The 18,844-nt window shown below is 71.8% G+C and carries 11 protein-coding genes; 9 read left to right on the plus strand and 2 right to left on the minus strand.

All coding sequences use genetic code 11. From position 1 onward, the window contains the following. Positions 1-48 precede the first annotated feature (48 nt). Positions 49-5,256 carry a fibronectin type III domain-containing protein gene (locus tag ACERM0_RS20650; RefSeq protein WP_373680530.1) on the minus strand — a complete coding sequence of 1,736 codons (5,208 nt, stop codon included), beginning with the start codon at positions 5,254-5,256 and terminating at the stop codon, positions 49-51. Positions 5,257-5,436: 180 nt separating this feature from the next. After that, positions 5,437-6,219 carry an IclR family transcriptional regulator gene (locus ACERM0_RS20655; RefSeq protein WP_373680531.1) on the minus strand — a complete coding sequence of 261 codons (783 nt, stop codon included), beginning with the start codon at positions 6,217-6,219 and terminating at the stop codon, positions 5,437-5,439. 214 nt (positions 6,220-6,433) lie between these two features. Between ACERM0_RS20655 and ACERM0_RS20660 the strand changes: the two genes are divergently transcribed. The 9 genes from ACERM0_RS20660 to ACERM0_RS20700 all read left to right on the plus strand — a co-directional run bounded on the left by ACERM0_RS20660 (position 6,434) and on the right by ACERM0_RS20700 (position 18,830). Next, positions 6,434-7,375: a sugar kinase gene (locus ACERM0_RS20660; RefSeq protein ID WP_373680532.1), complete on the plus strand. Its 942-nt coding sequence runs from the start codon at positions 6,434-6,436 to the stop codon at positions 7,373-7,375. Next, positions 7,372-8,046 (plus strand): bifunctional 4-hydroxy-2-oxoglutarate aldolase/2-dehydro-3-deoxy-phosphogluconate aldolase, encoded by a 675-nt coding sequence (locus ACERM0_RS20665; RefSeq protein ID WP_373680533.1) that lies wholly within the window; start codon positions 7,372-7,374, stop codon positions 8,044-8,046. The genes ACERM0_RS20660 and ACERM0_RS20665 overlap by 4 nt, the downstream gene beginning before the upstream one ends. Next, on the plus strand, positions 8,043-9,398 hold the full coding sequence (locus ACERM0_RS20670) for an ABC transporter substrate-binding protein (RefSeq protein ID WP_373680534.1): 1,356 nt from the start codon (positions 8,043-8,045) through the stop codon (positions 9,396-9,398). The genes ACERM0_RS20665 and ACERM0_RS20670 overlap by 4 nt, the downstream gene beginning before the upstream one ends. 91 nt (positions 9,399-9,489) lie before the next feature. Next, positions 9,490-10,437, plus strand: coding sequence for a carbohydrate ABC transporter permease (locus ACERM0_RS20675; protein WP_373680535.1), 948 nt, complete (start codon positions 9,490-9,492; stop codon positions 10,435-10,437). Beyond that, entirely contained in the window at positions 10,430-11,398 is a 969-nt protein-coding gene (locus ACERM0_RS20680; RefSeq protein WP_373680536.1) for a carbohydrate ABC transporter permease, read from the plus strand. Before ACERM0_RS20675 ends, ACERM0_RS20680 begins: the two co-directional genes overlap by 8 nt. Before the next feature lie 61 nt (positions 11,399-11,459). Continuing rightward, a complete protein-coding gene (locus ACERM0_RS20685) occupies positions 11,460-12,224 on the plus strand; it encodes an SDR family NAD(P)-dependent oxidoreductase (protein ID WP_373680537.1) in 765 nt (254 codons plus the stop codon). Beyond that, entirely contained in the window at positions 12,221-14,080 is a 1,860-nt protein-coding gene (locus tag ACERM0_RS20690) for a heparinase II/III family protein (RefSeq protein ID WP_373680538.1), read from the plus strand. Before ACERM0_RS20685 ends, ACERM0_RS20690 begins: the two co-directional genes overlap by 4 nt. Positions 14,081-14,115: 35 nt before the next feature. Then, positions 14,116-16,590, plus strand: coding sequence for a DNRLRE domain-containing protein (locus ACERM0_RS20695; protein WP_373680539.1), 2,475 nt, complete (start codon positions 14,116-14,118; stop codon positions 16,588-16,590). Further along, complete coding sequence (locus tag ACERM0_RS20700; RefSeq protein WP_373680540.1) at positions 16,587-18,830, plus strand: DUF4962 domain-containing protein; 2,244 nt, start codon at positions 16,587-16,589, stop codon at positions 18,828-18,830. The genes ACERM0_RS20695 and ACERM0_RS20700 overlap by 4 nt, the downstream gene beginning before the upstream one ends. The last annotated feature ends 14 nt before the right edge of the window (positions 18,831-18,844 follow it).

An 18,844-nucleotide genomic window follows, 5' to 3' on the forward strand; every position in this document is an offset into this window, starting at 1 on the left:
GCTAACCCTCCCGGTCGGGATGTCGTCGCCTGATCCTACGGAAACCGCTCACCGTTGTCGGGCGGCGACGCTGACCAGAGTGCGGCGTTCTCCGTCACTGATCACCCCGTCGTCCCGCAGGGCGTTCGCCACCTCGACGACGTGCGCCACGAAGGCACCGTGATCGGGGTGCGCCTGGTCGTCGCCGATCAGGTCGTTGATGGTGCAGCCGTCACCGCGGTCGCGGTTGGGGACGCCGGTGTCCGTGCCGCGGATCACCACCGTCGCCCGGGCGTCCGGCTGCGGGCAGGGACCGCACCCCTCGGGGGTGGCCGCCACCTCGCCCAGCCCGCTCGGACGCAGCGCGGCGTCGGCCGTCAGGAGCAGCTTGTCCAGCGCCGCACCAGGCTCCCGGTTGCGGAACCACAGGGTGTGGCGGCCGGCCGTCAGCGACACCGTGCCCGGGTTGCGCCAGTTCCAGTCGCCGGCGCCCACGCCGGCCTGTACCAGCGGTTCGCCGTCGACCTGCAGCCACAGCGAGTCCGACGAGGAGTCGAAGCCGCGTCCGAGGTACCACAGCGCGTACTCGCCGGCGTCGGCCACCTCGAGGTCGTACCGGAGCCAGTCGCTGGCCGGCGCGTCCCTGTCGGCGTCCGGCGAGAGCTGGATCCACCCTCCGCCGGCGCGGTCCGGGTCCTCGTGCACGATCCATTCGCCGCCGACCTCCGACGGCTGCTCCGCCTCGATCCACAGGGGGGTGTCGGTGCCGAGGGTGTAGGTCTGGGTGCAGCCGACCGTGACGGTGACCGTCGTGGACCGACGGCTCGCGCCGTCGGCGTTCAGGGCGACGACCGCGTACGTGTAGGTCGCACCCGCTTCGACGTCCTCGTCGACGAAGGTGGTCGACGTCAGCTCCTCCGCGACCGGGTCCCAGCCGCCCTCGTGTTGCTGCGTGCGCACGACGGTGTAGGTGTCGGCGTCGTCGGCCGGCGTCCACGTGAGTTCGATGGCGCCCTCGCGCCCGGTCGCCGACAGCTCCGTGGGGGTCGCCGGCGGCTGCGGCTGCGGCTCGTCGTCCGGGCAGCCGGGCACGGGCAGCGCGTCGCCACCCAGCCCCGATGGCGTGTGCCCGGACATCGTGAGCAGGAACTTGTCCACGTTGGAGCCGGGCTTGCGGGCCTTCAGGTACAGGGTGACCCGCCCCTCGGGCAACGTGACCCGGTTGGCGCTGGTGGACAGACGCCAGCCCCACTCGCGCGGCAGGTTGAACTGCGCGGAGGGCGGCGCGTCACCGACGGCGACCCAGTACGAGTCCGAGTCCGCGTCGGGCCCGTAGCCCAGCGCGAGCATGCGGTACTCGCCCGCCACGGCGACGTCGAGCTCGTACGCCGCCCACGCATCGGTGTCGACGTCGTCCTTGGGCGCCGTCGGACCGGCCTGCAGGTAGGCCCCGCCGCTGCGGTCCGGGTCGTGCACGACGTGCAGGTCGCCGGAGACCTCCTGGAACCCCTCGGCCTCGATGAAGCTAAGGTCGGTGCCGTTGACGGGGTAGGCGTCGACGCAGGCGTCCTCGCAGGGCGTCGGCGCGGTCGCCTCGCCGCCCAGGCCGGTGGGCGTGTAGCGGGTGTCCTGAACGAGCAGCAGCTTGTCGATCCGGGCGCCGGTCTCGCGATGGTGGACGGTCAGCGTCTGGAACCCGCCGTCGAGGTGGGCGACGCTGGCCGCGGTCTTCCACCGCCACTGCCGCGAGTTGTCCATGATGGCCTGGAACGGCTCCTGGGCGTCCACCTGGATCCAGAAGCTGTCGGAGCTGGCGTCGTCGCCCTGGGCGAGCAACCACACGCGGTACGCGCCCGGCTCGTCCACCTGCAGGTCGAAGCGCAGGTAGTCCTGGCCGCTCGGCGCCGAGCCGGCGCCGCCGCCGCCCTGCGACTGCAGGTAGGCGCCGCCGGAGCGGTCCGGGTCCTCGTGTCGCTCGAACGCGCCGGCGAGTGCGGCGTGGTCCTCCGCCTCGAAGTAGTTCGGCGCCTCGCCGGAGATCGCGATGGTGGGGGTGCAGCCGGCGATCGCCAAGGCCTCACGTGACGCCGGACCGGTGCCCGAGTCGTTGGTCGCGTGGACGACGTAGTAGTAGGTGTCGCCGTCCGTGACCGCCGTGTCCGCCCAGCGGGTGGCGGTCAGCCCCTCGGCGACCGCGGTGTAGGGCCCGCCCGGCGTGGTGGCCCGCCGCACCTCGTAGCTGGTGGCGCGAGGCGCGGGATCCCAGGTGAGCGTGACCTCGCCGGGAGCGCGGTCCGAGCGCAGTCCGGTCGGGGCGTCGGGGGCCTCGGCGAACGGTCGGGTGACGACGGCGTCCGACGGTGCGCTGGCACCGGCGGCGTTCTCGGCGACGATCGCGTACCGGTAGGTCGTGCCGTTGGTCAGGCCGGTGTCGGTGAACGCGGTGTCCGTGACCGTGGCCACCTCGGCGAACTCGCCGTCGCCGGTGGCACGCAGGACCCGGTAGCCGTCGGCGTCGACGGCGCGGTTCCAGCTCAGCTGCACCGTCGAGTCCGACGGCACGGCGTGCAGGCCGGTCGGCGCGTCGGGGGCCGTCAGCCCGGCCCGGACCGTCACCGGGTCCGACGGCGCGCTGGCACCCGCCTCGTTGCGGGCGACCACGCGGTAGGTGTGGTCGCTGCCGGCGACCACGTCGGTGTCACGGAAGGCCGGGCCGGTGACGGTCGCGACCGCCGCCTCCTCGCCGCCGTCCACCGACCGCAGCACCTCGTAGTCGACCGCGCCCGGTGACGCGGACCAGGTCAGCTCCACGCCGCCGTCACGGGCGCGCCCGTCCAGTCCCGTCGGGGTGGCGGGTGCCTCCGCGGCCGCGGAGAAGGTCACCTCGACGTCGCCGCCCGCCGGCAGCTGCAGGGTGGCGCGCCCGTCGGCGACGTCGACCGTGACGGGCTCGCGGTCCAGCGTCGCGCCGGTCACCGAGCGGCCCGTGGGGACGGTGAGGGTGAGGGCCGTCGCGTCGTCGGTGTCGCGGGCCACCTGCCCGTGCCAGGCGCGCGGGTCGGACACGTCCAGGGCCACCGCGACCGGCCGGTCCGTGGTGACGACCGTGTCGCCGCCGACTGCCAGGGCGGTGAGGTCACGACCGGCAACGTGCTGCAGCGCGTCGCCGACCCGCCGGGCCCAGACGAAGCTCGCCTCCGCCTGCAGGCCGTCGACGTCCAGCGGACCAGCCGCCGCGCGTGCCGCGACGACGTCGGTGCCCTCGTCGACGGTGACGCGGGCCGCCAGCACCTCCCCGGACGACAGGTCGTCGAACGCCGGCGCCGTCGCGTCGATCGCGCCGGGGACGAGGACCTTGAGGTACTGCGCGTCGGTCCCGGTCTGGGTGATCTCGAGCTTGGTGACGTCCTCGACGTCCGTCGACGGGTCCGGGTACTGCGGGCCCGCTCGGTTCGAGCCGTCGCCGTAGGGGTTGAAGCGGCCGGGCGCGGTGCCCACCGTGGCGTCGGTGGGGAGCACGAAGGCGTGCATGCGCGCGGCGTCACCCCACGGCCCCTCCTCCGTCGTCCACTGCCAGCGGGAGCCGGCGCCGACCACCTCACCACGGTTGTGGTAGCGCGACACCCACGTCTTGTCGGTGGTCGCCTCGAGCGAGTCGGTGACGACGAAGTAGTCCTGGCCCGGGAACGCCAATGCGCGGGTGTGCCGGGCGTCCTGGTCGTCCCAGTAGGGGGCCGACTTCTGCGCGAAGTCGAAGAAGCCCGTGTCAAGGAAGTGCGACGTCGGGTCGGGGTCGCCCAGCGCGGACCCGTCGGCCGTGATGACGTTGTGGTGCTCCGGGCCCTTCCACTCGTTGCGGCCGCTGAAGCGCTGCGGCCCGAAACCGTTGTCGTTGGCGAGGATGGTGTTCTCCGCCTCGATCAGGAACTGCAGCGCGTCCGCGTGGTCGTGGTTGTTGCTCATCGCCGTGCCCTCGAAGTAGGCCCAGCGGGTGTGCGGCTGCGCGAAGTCCCAGTCGCTGCGGAAGACCGTGGCGCCGCCGCGCGGGCCCGCGTCGAAGTCGACCGTGCCGCTGGCCTCGGGCTGGACCTCGGCGAGGGTCACGTCGTAGAGCACGATCTCGTCCGGCCAGGCGTAGTACTGGTTGCGGGCGCCGGTGAAGTCGTCCGGGTAGCGCACCGGCTCGTGGTCGGTGGCGAAGAAGCGCCACTGGAACAGCTCACCGAGGCTCGCGCCGGGGTGCAGGTCGGTGGGCGTGTCGGCGTAGGCGGACGCGACCGTCATGAGCCAGGTGTGCTTGTACCAACCGTCCTCGACGTTGGGGGTCCAGCCCTTCGGGTTCGAGGTCTTCAGCTGCCACTCGAACGCGGGCTGCAGCAGCGGGAACAGGTCCTGCCCGGCGGCGTTCTTGTAGTGCCACAGGAACGGCGTCGAGTTGATGACCGTGAAGATCCAGTAGTAGCCGCCGCCGTCGCGGTGGATGCCGTCGCGCGTGAACATGTACTTCCACACGCGGTGGAGGTTGGCCATGCCCTTGTCGAGGTAGGCCTGCGCGTCGGGGTCCTCCGCGAACGCCATCGCCCACGACCCCTGGGCGGCCCCGACCTTCGAGCGGTGGTTGTGGCTGCGCACGCTCTCGCGGTCGAGGTACTCGTCCATCCAGTCCGCGCCGACCTTGATCGCGTCCCGCATCGCCTGCACGTCGTCGGCGGGGATCGGTGGCACGTCGTCCGCGACGCCCTCGGCCATGACCCAGTCGTAGGCGACCGCGTAGTTGGTCATCTGCATCGCCACGTACTGGTCGGTGGTCTGCAGCTGCTCGTAGGCCGCCTTCAGGTTCGCCACCGCCTGGTCGCGGTAGCGCACGTCGCCGGTGACGACCCAGGTGAACGACAGGGCCTTGGCGGCCTTGGTCTTCACGTCGTCGTTCGTGCTCACCGGCTCGGTGAGCCAGCGGTCCGCGTCGGTGCGGATGCGGTCCCAGTTGCCCGCGTAGAAGCCGTGCGGGTCCTCCCGGTCGCCGAGCGCCCGCGCGCGGATCTCGGGGATCTCCTCGGCGGTGAAGTACAGGCTCGGATGCGCCTCCGCGTCCGGCAGCACGCCCGTGTCGGGGACCACGATGCCCTCCCACCAGGCCTCGTCGGGGTCGTCGCCGGTCGATTCGCCCGGGATCAACGGCGGACTGGCGGCCAGCGCCGGTGGCGGCACACTGCCGACCAGCAGTGCCAGGACCAGGGCGGCCACGACGACGAACGGGCGGCGCACGGCGAGGGACACGATCGAGCTCCCGACTCTCTCCTGAGCGTTCGCATATACGAACGCTGTTCACGAGTCAGAACCCTAAGCCGATCACCCCGTCGTCCGGTAGGGGGTGACACCGGCGTGCTGCGCCACGCGCACGCCGCGGTGGCCTGTTCGCACAGGCGCCCACCACAGGCGGGCCAGCGCGCCGCGCGATCAGCGGGTGCGGAACCCCAACGCGGACTCGGCCCGGACCCGGGCACGTTGCATCGCCTCGACGATCTCCGTCTCCACCTGCGGTGTGAGCCGGATCATCGGCACCGAGCAGCTGATGGCGTCGCGCACCAGGCCCTCGCGGCGCAGTGGCACGGCGATGCACCGGATGCCCTCGGTGTTCTCCTCGTTGTCGAGCGCGTAGCCGCGTTCACGGGTGAGTGCGAGCTCGTCGCGCAGGCGGCCGTGGTCGACGATCGTGTTGGGCGTCAGGCGCCGCAGCTCGTCGGGCAGCATCACGCGCACCGCGTCCGGGTCCTGCATCGACAGCACCGCCTTGCCCAGGGCGGTCGCGTGCGCGGGCAGGCGCCGGCCGATCGCGGAGAACAGCCGCAGGGGGTGCCGGGACTCGCGCTTGGCGAGGTAGACGATGTCGGCGCCGTCGAGCCGACCGAGGTGCACCGTCTCGCCGACCTCGTCCGCGAGCTGGTCGAGGGCGTCACGGGTCAGCGCCACGACGTCGTCGCTGTCCACGTAGGACGCGCCGACCAGCAGTGCCCGCACGCCCAGGCCGAAGCGCAGCCCGGACGGGTCGGTCTGGATCCAGCCCATGTCCTGCATGGTGCGCAGGATCGCGTGCAGGCTCGACTTCGGGATCGCCAGGTCGCGCGCGAGCTCGCCCAGCGTGCGGCGCTCACCGACGGCCGCAAGGTGCTCGAGGATCTCGAGCGTGCGTTCCGAGGACTTGACGGTCCGGAACTGCTCCCGCGTCTCCATGTCGGTCATGCCCTACCCCTCCTGCCGGCCCCGGCGTATTCCACGCTAGTTGGGGCCGCGATCCCGCGCCGGTTCGGTCGCCGACCCCGTACCGATGGCTTGACGGACGGTGGCCGGTCTGCGTATGTTCGCCTACCAGAACGACGTTCGCAAATGTGAACGCCCGGACGGGGCGTCGAGGAGAGCTTCGCCGGGTGCGGCGACACGAACGGGTGAGGTGCGCGTGGATCTGGTGACCCTGGGCGAGACGCTGGTCTGCCTGAGCGGGCAGGAAACCGGCCGCCTGGAGACCGTGCGCACCTTCCGCAAGTCGGTGGGTGGCGCGGAGTCCAACACGGCCATCGGGCTGGCTCGGCTCGGCCTCCGCTCGGCCTGGCTCAGCGGTGTCAGCCTCGACGGGTTCGGCGAGGAGATCCTGAAGCTCCTGCGCGGCGAAGGCGTGGACGTCGAAGGCGTCGTCCGCGGTCCCCAGCCGACCGGGCTGATGGTCAAGGAACGCCGCGCCCCCGGTGATGTCCACGTCCACTACTACCGGCAGGGTTCGGCGGCGTCGTACTTCGACGCCGACGACCTCGAGCCGGCCCGCATCACCGCGGCACGCCGCCTGCACGTGACCGGCGTGACGCTCGCCCTGGGTGCGGCGCCGCGTCGCGCGGTCCACCGCGCCGTGGAGATCGCCGCGGCCGCGGGCATGCCGATCAGCTTCGACCCGAACCTGCGGCTCAAGCTGTGGACGGTCGACGAGGCGGTCGCCGCCTGCGCGGAGCTCTTCCCGTACGTGACCGACCTGCTCTGCAACGAGCAGGAGGCGATGCTGCTGGCCGGCTCCGCCACGCTGGACGCCGCCGTCGAGTCGCTGCTGGACCGGGGTTTCCCGACCATCGTCGTCAAGCGCGGCGAGTTCGGCGCCGTCGGCTATCGCGACGGTGACGTCGTCCATCAGGAGGCGTGGCCGGTCCAGGCGGTCGACTCCGTCGGTGCGGGCGACGCGTTCAACGCCGGCTACCTGTACGGGCAACTCACCGACCTGTCGTTCAAGCGGTCGCTCGAGGTGGGCAACTGGACCGCCTCGCACGTCGTCGCCCACATCGGCGACTACGAGGGCTTCCCGACCGCCGACGACTACCGCACCTGGGTCGACCAGGACGTCGAGGTGACGCGATGAGCGCGCTGTTGCGCGGCATCGACGACGCGGTCGCGGCGATCGGCGCGACCGGCATCGTCGCGGTCGTCCGCACCGACACGGCCGAGCAGGCCGTGGAGCTGACGCGCGCGGCGGTCTTCGGCGGCATCCGGGCGGTGGAGATCACGTTCACCATCCCGGACGCGGCCGAGGCCCTGCGGACGCTGGCGGCCGAGCTGCCCGACGAGGTCGTCCTGGGCGCCGGCACGGTGCTCACCATCGACGACCTGGAGACCGCAGCCGCCGCTGGCGCCCGCTTCGCGATGTCGCCACTCGTCGACCCGACGATCGTGGACGCCGGCGCGCGCGCCGGGCTGGCGGTCGTCCCGGGCGCCATGACGCCCACCGAGGTCGGGGCGGCCCTGCGTGCGGGGGCCCCGGCCGTGAAGATCTTTCCGGCCGCATCGGTCGGGACGGCGCACCTGTCCGCGCTGCGGCAGGTCTTCCCGGAGGCACGCCTCGTGCCCACCGGGGGCGTCGAGCCGGACGCCGTCCGGCAGTGGAGGAACGCGGGGGCCTTCGCGCTCGGCATCGGGGGAGCAATCGACAAGGCAATGCGTCACGGCGGTGTCGCCGCGGTGCACCAACTCTCCGGCCACGTGACCCGGAACTGGGTCGCGGGCAACACTTCACCGTTGGGAGGCGGCAGATGAGACGGCAACGCAAGCTCCTGGCATCCATCCTGGGTGCTGCACTGATGTTGACAGCCTGTGGCGGCGGGGACGCGAGTGAGCCCGCCGCCGTCGGCGACGGCGACGGCGCCACCGACGCCGTCGACGACCCCGAGGGCGACGAGGGCGACGCCGAGGGCGCGTCCGACGTGTCGGGCACCATCGACCTGCTGACCCCGCTGTTCGAGGGCTCCAGCGGTGCCGAGGCGCTCGAGGGCGAGATCCTGCCCGCCTTCTACGAGCAGTACCCGGACGTGACCGTCAACGTCGAGTACACGACCTACGGCAACCTCAACGAGCGCCTGACCACGGCGGTCGCATCCGGTCTCGTCCCCGACGTGCTGATGATGGGCGTCGGCTGGATCGAGCCGTTCGCGTCGCAGGGGATCCTCGCGGACCTCGGCGAGCACGGCATCACGGTCGACGAACTGGCCGAGGACATCAACGAGGCCGTCCTGCGTGCCGCCCAGTACGACGGCAAGCTCTACGGCATCCCGCTCATGCTCGACGCCCGTATCGGCATCTATCGCAAGAGCATGTTCGAGGAGGCCGGGCTCGACCCGGAGCAGCCGCCGACCAGCTGGGAGGAGCTGCGCGAGTACGCGATCGAGCTGACCGAACGCGACGAGAACGGCAACCTCGAGCGGGCCGGCCTGGACCTGTTCGCGCACGACCTGCGCCAGATCTGGATGCCGTTCCTGTTCTCCAACGGTGGCGAGCTGTTCGACGACTCCGGCCAGGAGGTCCTGTTCAACTCGCCCGAGGGCGTCGAGGCGCTCGAGTTCATGAACCAGCTGGTCAACGAGGACGGCGTCACGGAGGTCGGCTTCGAGACGGGCACCGACCTGCGCCTCATCCAGGTCGACCAGGCCGCGATGATGATCGGCCACAACGACCTGTGGCGCATCGCCGAGGAGTCCAGCCCGGAGATCCTCGACGACCTCGGCGCGTTCGTCATCAACGAGGAGCGGCCGGCGTTCTTCCACGGCGGCACGATCGTGAACGTCGCGGCGAACACCGACAACCCGGAGGCGGCGGTCGCCCTGGCGCGCCACCTGGCGGCGCCCGAGGCGTCGCTCATCGCCAACGAGCAGCGCGGCAACGTGCCCGTGCACAAGGACCTGCTCGACAGCGAGTACGTGCAGAACAACCAGCTGGTCCAGTTCGTGATGGAGAACCTGGAGCACGCCTACCCCGAGGGTGGCACCGAGGCCTGGATGGAGGCCCGGGGCAACTTCGCCACCTCGCTCGAGGAGGCCCTGCTGGGTGTCAAGAGCCCCAAGCAGGCGTTGGATGACCTGGCCGCGTTGACCGAGGCCGCGATCCAACGCTGAGCAGGATCGAGGGTCGGGCGGTGCACCACCCCCCGCCGCGCCGCACCGCCCGCCCTCGACCTGTGACCCCGCACGTCAAGGAGATCGCCAGATGAGCGCCACCGCCCCCGAGGTGGAAGCGGGCGCCGTCGCCCGGCAGCCCGGACGGGTGGGCGGCCGGCGCCGCTATCCGCGTTTCGAACGTCGCCAGCGCCGCGCCGGCTACCTGCTGTGCGCACCGGCCGTGGTGCACATGGTCGCCTTCACGTTGCTGCCGGTGTTCGCGGCCCTGTGGCTGAGCTTCACCGATTACCGGGTCCTCACGCCGCCGACCTGGGTGGGCATCGACAACTACGTCGCGATGTTCTCCGACCAGGCGTTCGTGAAGTCGATCTGGAACACGACCGTCTACACCTTCTTCACCGTCCCCTTCGCGATGTTCCTGGCGCTGCTGATCGCGGTGGCCCTCAACGAGAAGATCCGGGCGCGGGCCTGGTACCGCGCCGCCTTCTTCCTGCCGCACGTCACCGCCACGGTCGCCGTCGCGATGGTGTGGATCTGGATGTACAACCCACGGATCGGGCTGTTCAACGCCGCGTTGGGCGTGCTCGGGATCGGGCGGATCAACTGGCTGGGCGACCCCAGCTGGGCGATGCCGTCGGTGATCCTGATGGGGATCTGGCAGGGGATCGGCGTCAAGATGCTGATCTACCTGGCGGCGCTGCAGGGCATCCCCGAGCACCTCTACGAGGCGGCCTCGATCGACGGGGCCAGCAAGCGTCAGCAGTTCGTCCACATCACGATCCCGATGCTGAAGTACGCGACGTTCTTCGTCTTCGTGATCTCCCTGATCGACTCGTTCCAGGTGTTCGACTCGATCTGGGTCATGACCCAGGGTGGCCCGGTCAACTCCACGACCGTGATGACCTACGAGGTCTACCGCAGCGCCTTCCAGAGCTTCCGGATGGGTTACGCCAGCGCCCAGGCGGTGCTGCTGTTCGCCATCATCTTCGTGCTCACCGTCGTGAGCAAGCGGCTGACGAGGTCCGACGATGTCTAGCCAGACCGCCACGCCGCCCCCCAAGGACGCGCTGCAGCGCAGCGCCCCGCTGCGCCCCCCAGCGTCCCGGAAGCCCCGGGCGGCGGCCCCCTCCAGCCGCCGCCCGCGGGCGGGCCGGGTGGTGCTCTACGTGGCGCTGACGGCGGGCGCGATCTTCATGGTGCTGCCGTTCGTGTGGATGCTGCTCACCTCGGTGAAGACCCCGCAGGAGATCGCCTCGTTCCCGCCGACCTGGATCCCCCGCGAGTGGCGGTTCGGGAACTACGTCGACGCGATGCGGGCCGCGCCCTTCGGCTACTACTTCCGCAACAGCCTCTTCATCGCGCTCGGGCAGACCACCGGGACGGTGGTGTTCGGCGCGATGACCGGCTACGCCCTGGCACGGATGCGGTTCCGCGGCCGCGAGGTGGTGTTCCTGCTCTTCATCTCGATGATGATGGTCCCCACCTACGTCAAGGTCCTGCCGCAGTTCCTGATGATGAAGATGATGCCGTTCTTCGGCGGCAACGACTGGCTCGGACAGGGCGGCACCGGCTGGCTCGACACCTGGTACGCGCTCATCGTCCCCGGCGCGATCAGTCCGTTCGCGATCTTCCTGTTCCGCCAGTTCTACCTGACGCTGCCGAAGGACCTCGAGGAGGCGGCCCGGATCGACGGGATGAGCGAGTTCGGGATCTTCGCGCGGATCATGACCCCGCTGATCAAGCCGGCCATCGCGACCGTCGCCCTGCTGCAGTTCCAGAACAGCTGGAACAACTTCCTGTGGCCGCTGCTCGTCACCACGCGGCAGGACCTGCGGGTCATCCAGTTGGGCCTCGCCGTCTTCCAGCAGTCGGAGACCACGGCGTGGGCCTTCCTCATGGCCGGCACCACGCTGGCCACGATCCCGATGGTCCTGCTGTTCCTCGTTGCCCAGCGCTACTTCGTGCAGGGCCTGTCCGGCGTCGCCGTCAAGGGCTGACGCCACGACCTGCCGGCGTCGATCACGCCGGCCCCCCACCTCGTCACGCCAAGGAGCACCCATGCAGATCGACCTGACCGGCCGTCGGGCGCTGGTGACCGGCGCCGCCCACGGGATCGGCCGTGCCGTCGCCATCGCACTCGCAAAGGCCGGCGCCGACGTCGTCGTGCACTACGCCAACAGCGCCGACGCTGCCAAGCAGACCGTCGCCGACATCGAGGAGACCGGTCGCCGGGCCGCCGCCATGCAGGCCGATGCGACCCGCGAGGACGAGGTCGAGCGGCTGGTGACGGACGCGCTCGAGTTCCTCGGCGGTGACCTCGACATCCTCGTGAACAACGCGGGCCATCTCGTCGAGCGGCGCCCGATCGCCGACATGGACACCGCACTGTGGCACCGGGTCGTCGACGTGAACGTCCTGAGCGCCTTCCTCGTCAGCCGCGCCGCGATCCCGTCGCTGAAGCGCGCCGGCGGCCGCATCGTGAACATGGGCTCGCTGGCCGGCCACAACGGTGGCGGCCCCGGCTCGGTCGCCTACGCGACCGCCAAGGCGGCCGTGCACGGCTTCACCCGCGGCCTGGCCAAGGAACTGGCCGGTGACGGGATCACCGTGAACGCCCTGGCGCCCGGCTTCATCGGCCAGACCGCCTTCCACGACACCTTCACGCCCGACGACGCCCGTCGCAACATCGTCGCCGGCGTGCCGCTGCAGCGCGAGGGCACGCCCGACGACGTGGCCGGTGCCGTCCTCTACCTGGTGTCGCCGCTGGCCGACTACGTCACCGGCCAGGTGCTGGAGGTCAACGGCGGCCTCCTGATGAAGTGACGGCCGACACCGTCCGCTCCGGCGCTGCTCCTTCTCCCGGCAGTGCCGGCCACCAGCCGCCGCGCCGCGGCGGCTGGTGGCACGCGTACGTCTGTCCCGTGCACCACACCGAACTGCTGGCGCCGGACGTCGACGACCCGCGCGAGCACGTCTGTCCGCACGGCTGCCGGCTGGCCGGCGAACCGTTCGACAGCGCCGCGCTGGTGTACCGCTACCAGGCCGAGGCACGGCGGCTGCGGGTGCTCGCCCGCGACGCGGCCGCCGGCGACGCCGACGCCGGCGTCTCGGCCCGGGCGCTGGCGGTCCGACTGCTCGGGCTCCACGCCGGCGCCGGCACCGGCGACTGGAACGCCGACGCGGCCCCGTGGATGCTGCGCGGCAAGCTGTTCCACCAGGCCCTCACCGAGGCCATCTGGGCCACCAACGTCGGCCACGGGCTGTGGACCCTGCGCGACGCCGATCTGGTGGACGCGGACCTGGCCACCGGCATCGCCCGCTTCGCCGCCGACGTGGCCGTCAACGTCATCGAGGCCCGTGACGTGCTCGTGCACGACCGGGCCGACTTCCCGAACAACTACACCGCGTGGCTGAACGCGGCCGGGGCCGTCGCGTCCCACCTGGCCGGCGGCGACGCGGCGCGTGGCCCCTGGCTGCTCGGCGAGCACGGCCAGTACGCCCACGTGCTCGCGGCCACCGGCGCCGACGGCTGGGAGTGGGAGGGCGCCACCTACTACCACGTGTTCGTGCTGCGGGCGTACCTGCTGTCGATGCGCGGAATCGAGGTGGCCGCCGTGCCCGCAGCGGTCCGCGACCGGCTCGCGCGGATGCTGGCCGTGCTGCCCGCCGTCGCCGCACCGGACGGGCGGCTGCCCGCCCTGCACGACTCGCCCTACCGGCGCGACGTCTCCGACCAGGAGGTCCTCGAGGTCGTCGCCATCGGCCGTCAGCTCGCGAGCGTCGACGGTCTCGATCCGCTGGCCTCGGCCGCGCGGACCTCGCTGGGCGAGCGCGACGACCGGCTCGACACGCGCCTGACCGGCTGGCTGCACGGCGAGCCGGCGGACCTACCGGCGCTGGCCGGCGGTGGGCCCTGCGACCTGTTCGAAGAGGTCGGCTACACGGTCCTGCGCGGCCGCGACGGCAGCTGGCGGGCACTGCTCGACCACGGCCCGCACGGCGGCTCCCACGGCCACCTCGACAAGCTCGCGCTGTACGTCGAGTCGGCCGCGGCCTGGCAGCCCGACGCCGGCATCACGCCCTACGCCAGCGGCATGCGCGACCACTACGGCAGCACGCTCGCGCACCCGACCTTCCGGGTCGACGGACGCGACCAGCAGCAGTGCACCGGCCGTCTCGAACGCTTCGACGTGCGCGGCGACGCGGTGACGGTCGTCGCGTCCGCCGACGACGCGTACCCGGGGGTCCGTGCCAGCCGCACGCTGCACCTGCACGGCGGCTGGCTGCTCGACGTCGTCGAACTCGCGTCCGCCGAGGTGAAGGGCACGGACGCGCATGAGCTCACGCTGCAGTTCCGGCCCGCCGTACCCGTCACGCTGCGTGCCACCGAGGACGGGTTCGCGATCCGGTGGCACGACCCGGCCGGGGACCTCGCGACCTGGCACGTGACCGACGCGGACGCCGTGTGCCGCCCCGTCCCGCTGCCCGGGCCCGCCGACGACCCGATGACGAGCGCCACTGGCATCGACTGGACCGTCCGCGGCCACCACGCCCGGTTCTGCACCGTCTGGCAGCCGGCCGGCGAGGCCGAGCGCGACGCGGTCGTCGCCGTCCACCTCGAGCCCGACGGCGTCGTGGTCCGCACGGCCGCCGGCAGCACCCATCACCAGCCCCTGTGACCCACCGCCCGCCCGCACCGACGGAAAGCTGTCCCGTGACACGCCGCACCATCCGCCTGTCCACGATCGTGCTGGTCGCACTGCTGGCGCTGCTGCCACTGGCCGGCACGGCGGCCGTGGCGGCGGATCCGCCCCAGGCGTGGGAGGTCGTCGAGGTCACCGCCACCTCCAGTGACGGCAACATCCCGGAGAACGTCCTCGACGGCGACCTCACCACCCGCTGGTCGGCGCAGACGCTCGACCCGGCCGACCCGGAACACCTGACGGTGGACCTCGGCAGCGTGCGGCCGGTCGGCTACCTCGGCATCGCCTGGCACCAGGGCGACCAACGCCAGGCCCTGTTCGGCATCGCCGTCTCCACCGACGGCGCCTCCTGGCAGACCGTCGCCGACGACCGCGCCTCCTCCGGCGAGGCGATCGACCTCGAACCGGTCGCCTTCGACGACGTGGACCCCCGTGACGGTCTCGACGCCCGCTACGTGCGCTACCTCGGCTACGGCAACACCAACAGTGGCTGGAACAGCGTCACCGAGGTGCGTGTGTATGCCCCGCACCCCGACGGAGCGGTCGTTGAGGAACTGGCCGGGAACGTGCCGCAGCCGGACCCCGACGCCGAGCCGTACACCGTGCCGGGGCTGACCGAACCCGACGGCAGCCCACGCGCGACCGAGGCGCCGGCCCCCACGACGGGACGCAGCCTGGACGTCACCGACTTCGGCGCGGACCCCGCCGACGACGGCAACGACGACGCGCCGGCGCTGCGGGCCGCCATCGAGGCCGCCGAGCCCGGCGACGAGGTCGTCCTACCGGCCGGCACCTACGACCTCGTGTCGACGATGCCGAGCGACCGCTCGTCGAACGTGGCGTTGCGGAGCGGGGTTTCCCTGCGCGGCGCGGGCCCCGAGGCGACGATCCTGCGCTCGCACCTGTCCAGCGTCGACGGTGCCGGCAAGGTCCTGCGCGGCTACGGGGTCAACGACATCGAGGTCAGCGGGCTGACCGTGACCTCGACCTTCGACGGGCCGTTCTCCACCGACCACCGCGCGACCGACGCCGGCGGGGGGCCGCAGTACGGGATCTTCCTCACCGACGCGGCGACGCGCCCGAGTCAGCGGGTCCTGATCGCCGACGTGGTCGTCGAACGGTTCGAGCGGATGGGGGTGCGGATCGAGAACAGCAGCGACGTCGTCGTCGAGCGCGCGACCTTCCGCGACGCGACCGGCGTCGGCGGTGGCGGCCAGGGCTACGGCGTGTCGATCCAGGGGATCCCGAAGACCGACCGGCTCGGGTTCCCCAACGACAGCCGCCACAACGTCGTGCGCGACTCGACGTTCGTCGGGCCGCACCTGCGCCACGGCGTGCTGCTGCAGTTCTGGACCCACAACAACCTCGTCGCCGACAACACGTTCACGGAGATCGTGCTCGACGCCATCGACCTGCACGGCGAGGACGAGTACCTCAACGAGGTCCGTGGCAACGACGTCCGCGACGGCGCGGCCGCGGCGATCGCACTGGGCAACACCGGTGGCAGCCCGCCGTCCAACCACGACGCCTCGGGTCCCGGCAACTGGATCCATGGCAACGTGATCAGCGGCAACCGCGAGGGCATCAAGATCCACATGGGCTCGCCGGACACGCTGGTCGAACGCAACACGATCACCGGCACCGCGTCACCCGACCGCGCCGACGCGATCCTGGTCCTCAACGCCCCGGGCACCGTCGTGCGCGACAACGTCGTCAGCGGCAACCGGGCCCCGGGGTTCTGGGGCATCCGCCTGGCCGTCGACCCCGGTGACGCCAACGCCGGTGGGGTCGGCGCCGGCATCCCCACCGACGTCACGATCACGGGCAACCGCGTGACCGGCAACACCGGCGGGCTGTGGGTCGCCGCCGGCGAGGACCTGACGATCGAACGCAACGTCATCCGCGGCAACGGCCAGGACGTGCGCATCGACGAGACGCCCGAGCCCGAGCCGGACCCCGACCCGCAGGCCGAGGTCGTCGCGCCGACGGACGACTCGATGATCGACAACGGCCAGCCAACGACGACGTACGGCGACGCGAGCCTGCTGAAGTGGAAGCAGAACGCCAGCGGCTCGATCCAGCGGCTGGTGTGGTACCGCTTCGAGGTCGACGCGCCCGCCGACGTCGACCGTGCGGTCCTCGAGTTGTCGGCCAAGCTCAACGCCACGACGGCGACCGAACCGCCCTTCACCTTCGAGGTCCACGCCATCGACGACACGGGCTGGTCCGAGGACACCCTCACCTGGGACAGCGCCCCGGTCACCACCCTGACGCCGGCGACGAAGGTCGGTGAGTTCACGATGGCCGGACCGTTCGAGGCGGTCCAGCGCTTCCGCGTCGACGTGACCGACGCGGTGCGGGCCAGCACCGACGGCACCGTCACCCTGGTGGTGGGCGACCCGGCCGGCCAGGACGCCAACGTCGACAGCTATTCCAAGGAACGCGGCGACACCTCGCTGCGCCCGACCCTGGTGGTGAACCGATGACCGACGTCGACCGTTCCAAGCTGCTGCTGCCCGGGCGTCGCCTCCAACGGCTGCGCGAGGAGATCCGCGACGTACGGGCGAGCCAGTTCCGCCGCCTGTACGAGCAGGCCGACTGGTACCGCCACCAGCAGCCACCGGCCGAGCACCCGACGGCCAGCATCACGTTCTTCGGGCCGGCCGCGGCGAACCTGTCGCTGCTGCACCTGCTGACCGACCAGGACCACTACCTCGACGAGGCCCGCCGGTGGATCTTCACCGCGGCGCGCTATCCCCACTGGGGCAAGGCGCACATGCCCGACCACGACCTCGACGCCGGCTGGCTGTCGTACGGGCTCTCGCTGGCCTACTCCTGGATCGGTGACCGGCTGCCCGCGGCCGAACGCGAGGAGCTCGAGGCCAAGCTGTTGCTCCAGGGCCAGCGGCTGTACGACTTCGCCGTGGAGTCCGAGGGCGGCTGGTGGTCCAGCTCCTACTGGCAGAACCACAACTGGATCTGTTACGCGGGCCTGGCGACGGCCGGCTACGCCCTGCAGGACCGCCACCCCGAGGCGCGCGAGTGGACCAAGCGCGCCGAGGAGAACTTCCGCAAGGTCCTCGAACTGCTGCCCGAGGACGGCTCCAACTGCGAAGGCGTCGTCTACTGGCGCTACGGCGTGCCGTGGATCGCGACCTACCTCGACGTGCTCGAGCAGGCCACCGGCACCGACCTGTTCCCCGACAGCCCGTACCTGCGCGAGACGTTCTGGTACCGGCTCTACCAGGCGGCGCCGAACCTCGAGGAGATCGTCAACCACGGCGACTGCCACGACCGGCGCAGCGGCCACTCCGTCGCCTTCTACTACCTGCTGGCGAAGAAGTACCGCCTCCCGCAGGCGCAGTGGCTGGCCCGGCAGGTCGCCGAGCGCGGCTTCTGGCGCGAGGCCTACGAGTCCGGCGTGAAGCCGGGCGTGATGCCCGAGGCGTTCCAGGAACTGCTCTGGTACGACCCGACCGTCCCCGAGCAGGACGTGCGGGACCTGCCGACCCAGCGGTACTTCCCGGACCTCGGGCTGGTCGTGGCCAGGACCGGGTGGGACCGCGACGCGACGATGGTGTCGTTCAAGGCCAGCCCCGGCGGGGGGCACAAGGCCTGGGAGCGGGCCAAGCGGTTCAAGGACGAGGACGGCTGGGACACGCTCAACGCCGGCCACCACCACCCTGACGCCAACGCGTTCGTGCTGCTGAGCCGGGACGCGTTCCTGGCCATCGACGACGGCTATGCCAACCGCAAGCGGGCCGCCAACCACAACCTCGTCCTCGTCGACGGGCAGGGCTTCGTCAACGAGGACCGCTACCACGTCTACAAGGAGTTGCCCTACCAGCACCAGGCCCGCATCCGGTCGCACGCGGCCGGCGCCGGCTACGTCCACGCGGTCGGGGAGTCGGCCGCGATGTACGAACCGGCCCTGGGCGTGCGTCAGGTCGACCGGCACCTGTGGTTCAGCCCGCTCGGGCACACCGTGCTGCTCGACCGACTGGCCGCCGACGCCGACCGCACCTGGACGTGGCTGCTGCACAGCGACCACCCGGCGACCGCGGATGCGGAGCGCCTGCACCGCATCCGCAAGGCCCGGGCCCGCCTCGACGTCCACCACGTGCGGCCCGACGCGCTGGACACGGAGATCGGCGAGACCGAGATCTACGCCAACCCGACCGCCAGCACGCCGAGCCTGGAGATCCGGCGCGTCCAGCAGACCCTGCGCGTCCACGCCGGACCGGCCCGCGAGGCCACGTTCCTCGCGGTCCTGGACGCGCGTGACGACCACGACCCCGACACGTCGCACGTCACCGCGCTGGACGTGGACGGCGAAGGTCAGGCCGTGAGGATCGAGCGCGGCAGCGACGTCGAGGTGGTGCTCCTCGAGGTGGCCGCCGGCGCCACGGCCGGCGACGTCTCCGCGACTGGCGCGGCCGCGGTGGCCGCCCAGGCCGACGGCCGCCAGGTGCTCGGCGTCGCCCACGGCACCCGCGTCGCGCGGGGCGGCCGCGAGGTGGTCGCCTCCGCCACCGCGTCCGTCTTCGTGACCTGGGACGCCTACGAGGTCGGCGTGGACGTCAGCGCCGACACGGACGTCGAGGTGACCGTGACGGCCGACGCGCCCGTCAGCGTGCGTGCCGACGGGGTCGCGGTCGTCCCGGAGGACGGCCGCGTGCGCCTGCACGTGCCGGCCGGCACCCACCGGGTGACCTGGACGCGCTAGTGGGTGACGCTGCG

The organism is Egicoccus sp. AB-alg2 (assembly GCF_041821065.1).
Classification (GTDB): domain Bacteria; phylum Actinomycetota; class Nitriliruptoria; order Nitriliruptorales; family Nitriliruptoraceae; genus Egicoccus.

Bases quoted from the DNA above. Each gene is read 5' to 3' on its own strand.
- ACERM0_RS20655 (WP_373680531.1), bottom strand. From the start codon at position 6,219: ATGACCGACATGGAGACGCGGGAGCAGTTCCGGACCGTCAAGTCCTCG.
- ACERM0_RS20665 (WP_373680533.1), top strand. From the start codon at position 7,372: ATGAGCGCGCTGTTGCGCGGCATCGACGACGCGGTCGCGGCGATCGGC.
- ACERM0_RS20670 (WP_373680534.1), top strand. From the start codon at position 8,043: ATGAGACGGCAACGCAAGCTCCTGGCATCCATCCTGGGTGCTGCACTG.
- ACERM0_RS20675 (WP_373680535.1), top strand. From the start codon at position 9,490: ATGAGCGCCACCGCCCCCGAGGTGGAAGCGGGCGCCGTCGCCCGGCAG.
- ACERM0_RS20680 (WP_373680536.1), top strand. From the start codon at position 10,430: ATGTCTAGCCAGACCGCCACGCCGCCCCCCAAGGACGCGCTGCAGCGC.
- ACERM0_RS20685 (WP_373680537.1), top strand. From the start codon at position 11,460: ATGCAGATCGACCTGACCGGCCGTCGGGCGCTGGTGACCGGCGCCGCC.
- ACERM0_RS20700 (WP_373680540.1), top strand. From the start codon at position 16,587: ATGACCGACGTCGACCGTTCCAAGCTGCTGCTGCCCGGGCGTCGCCTC.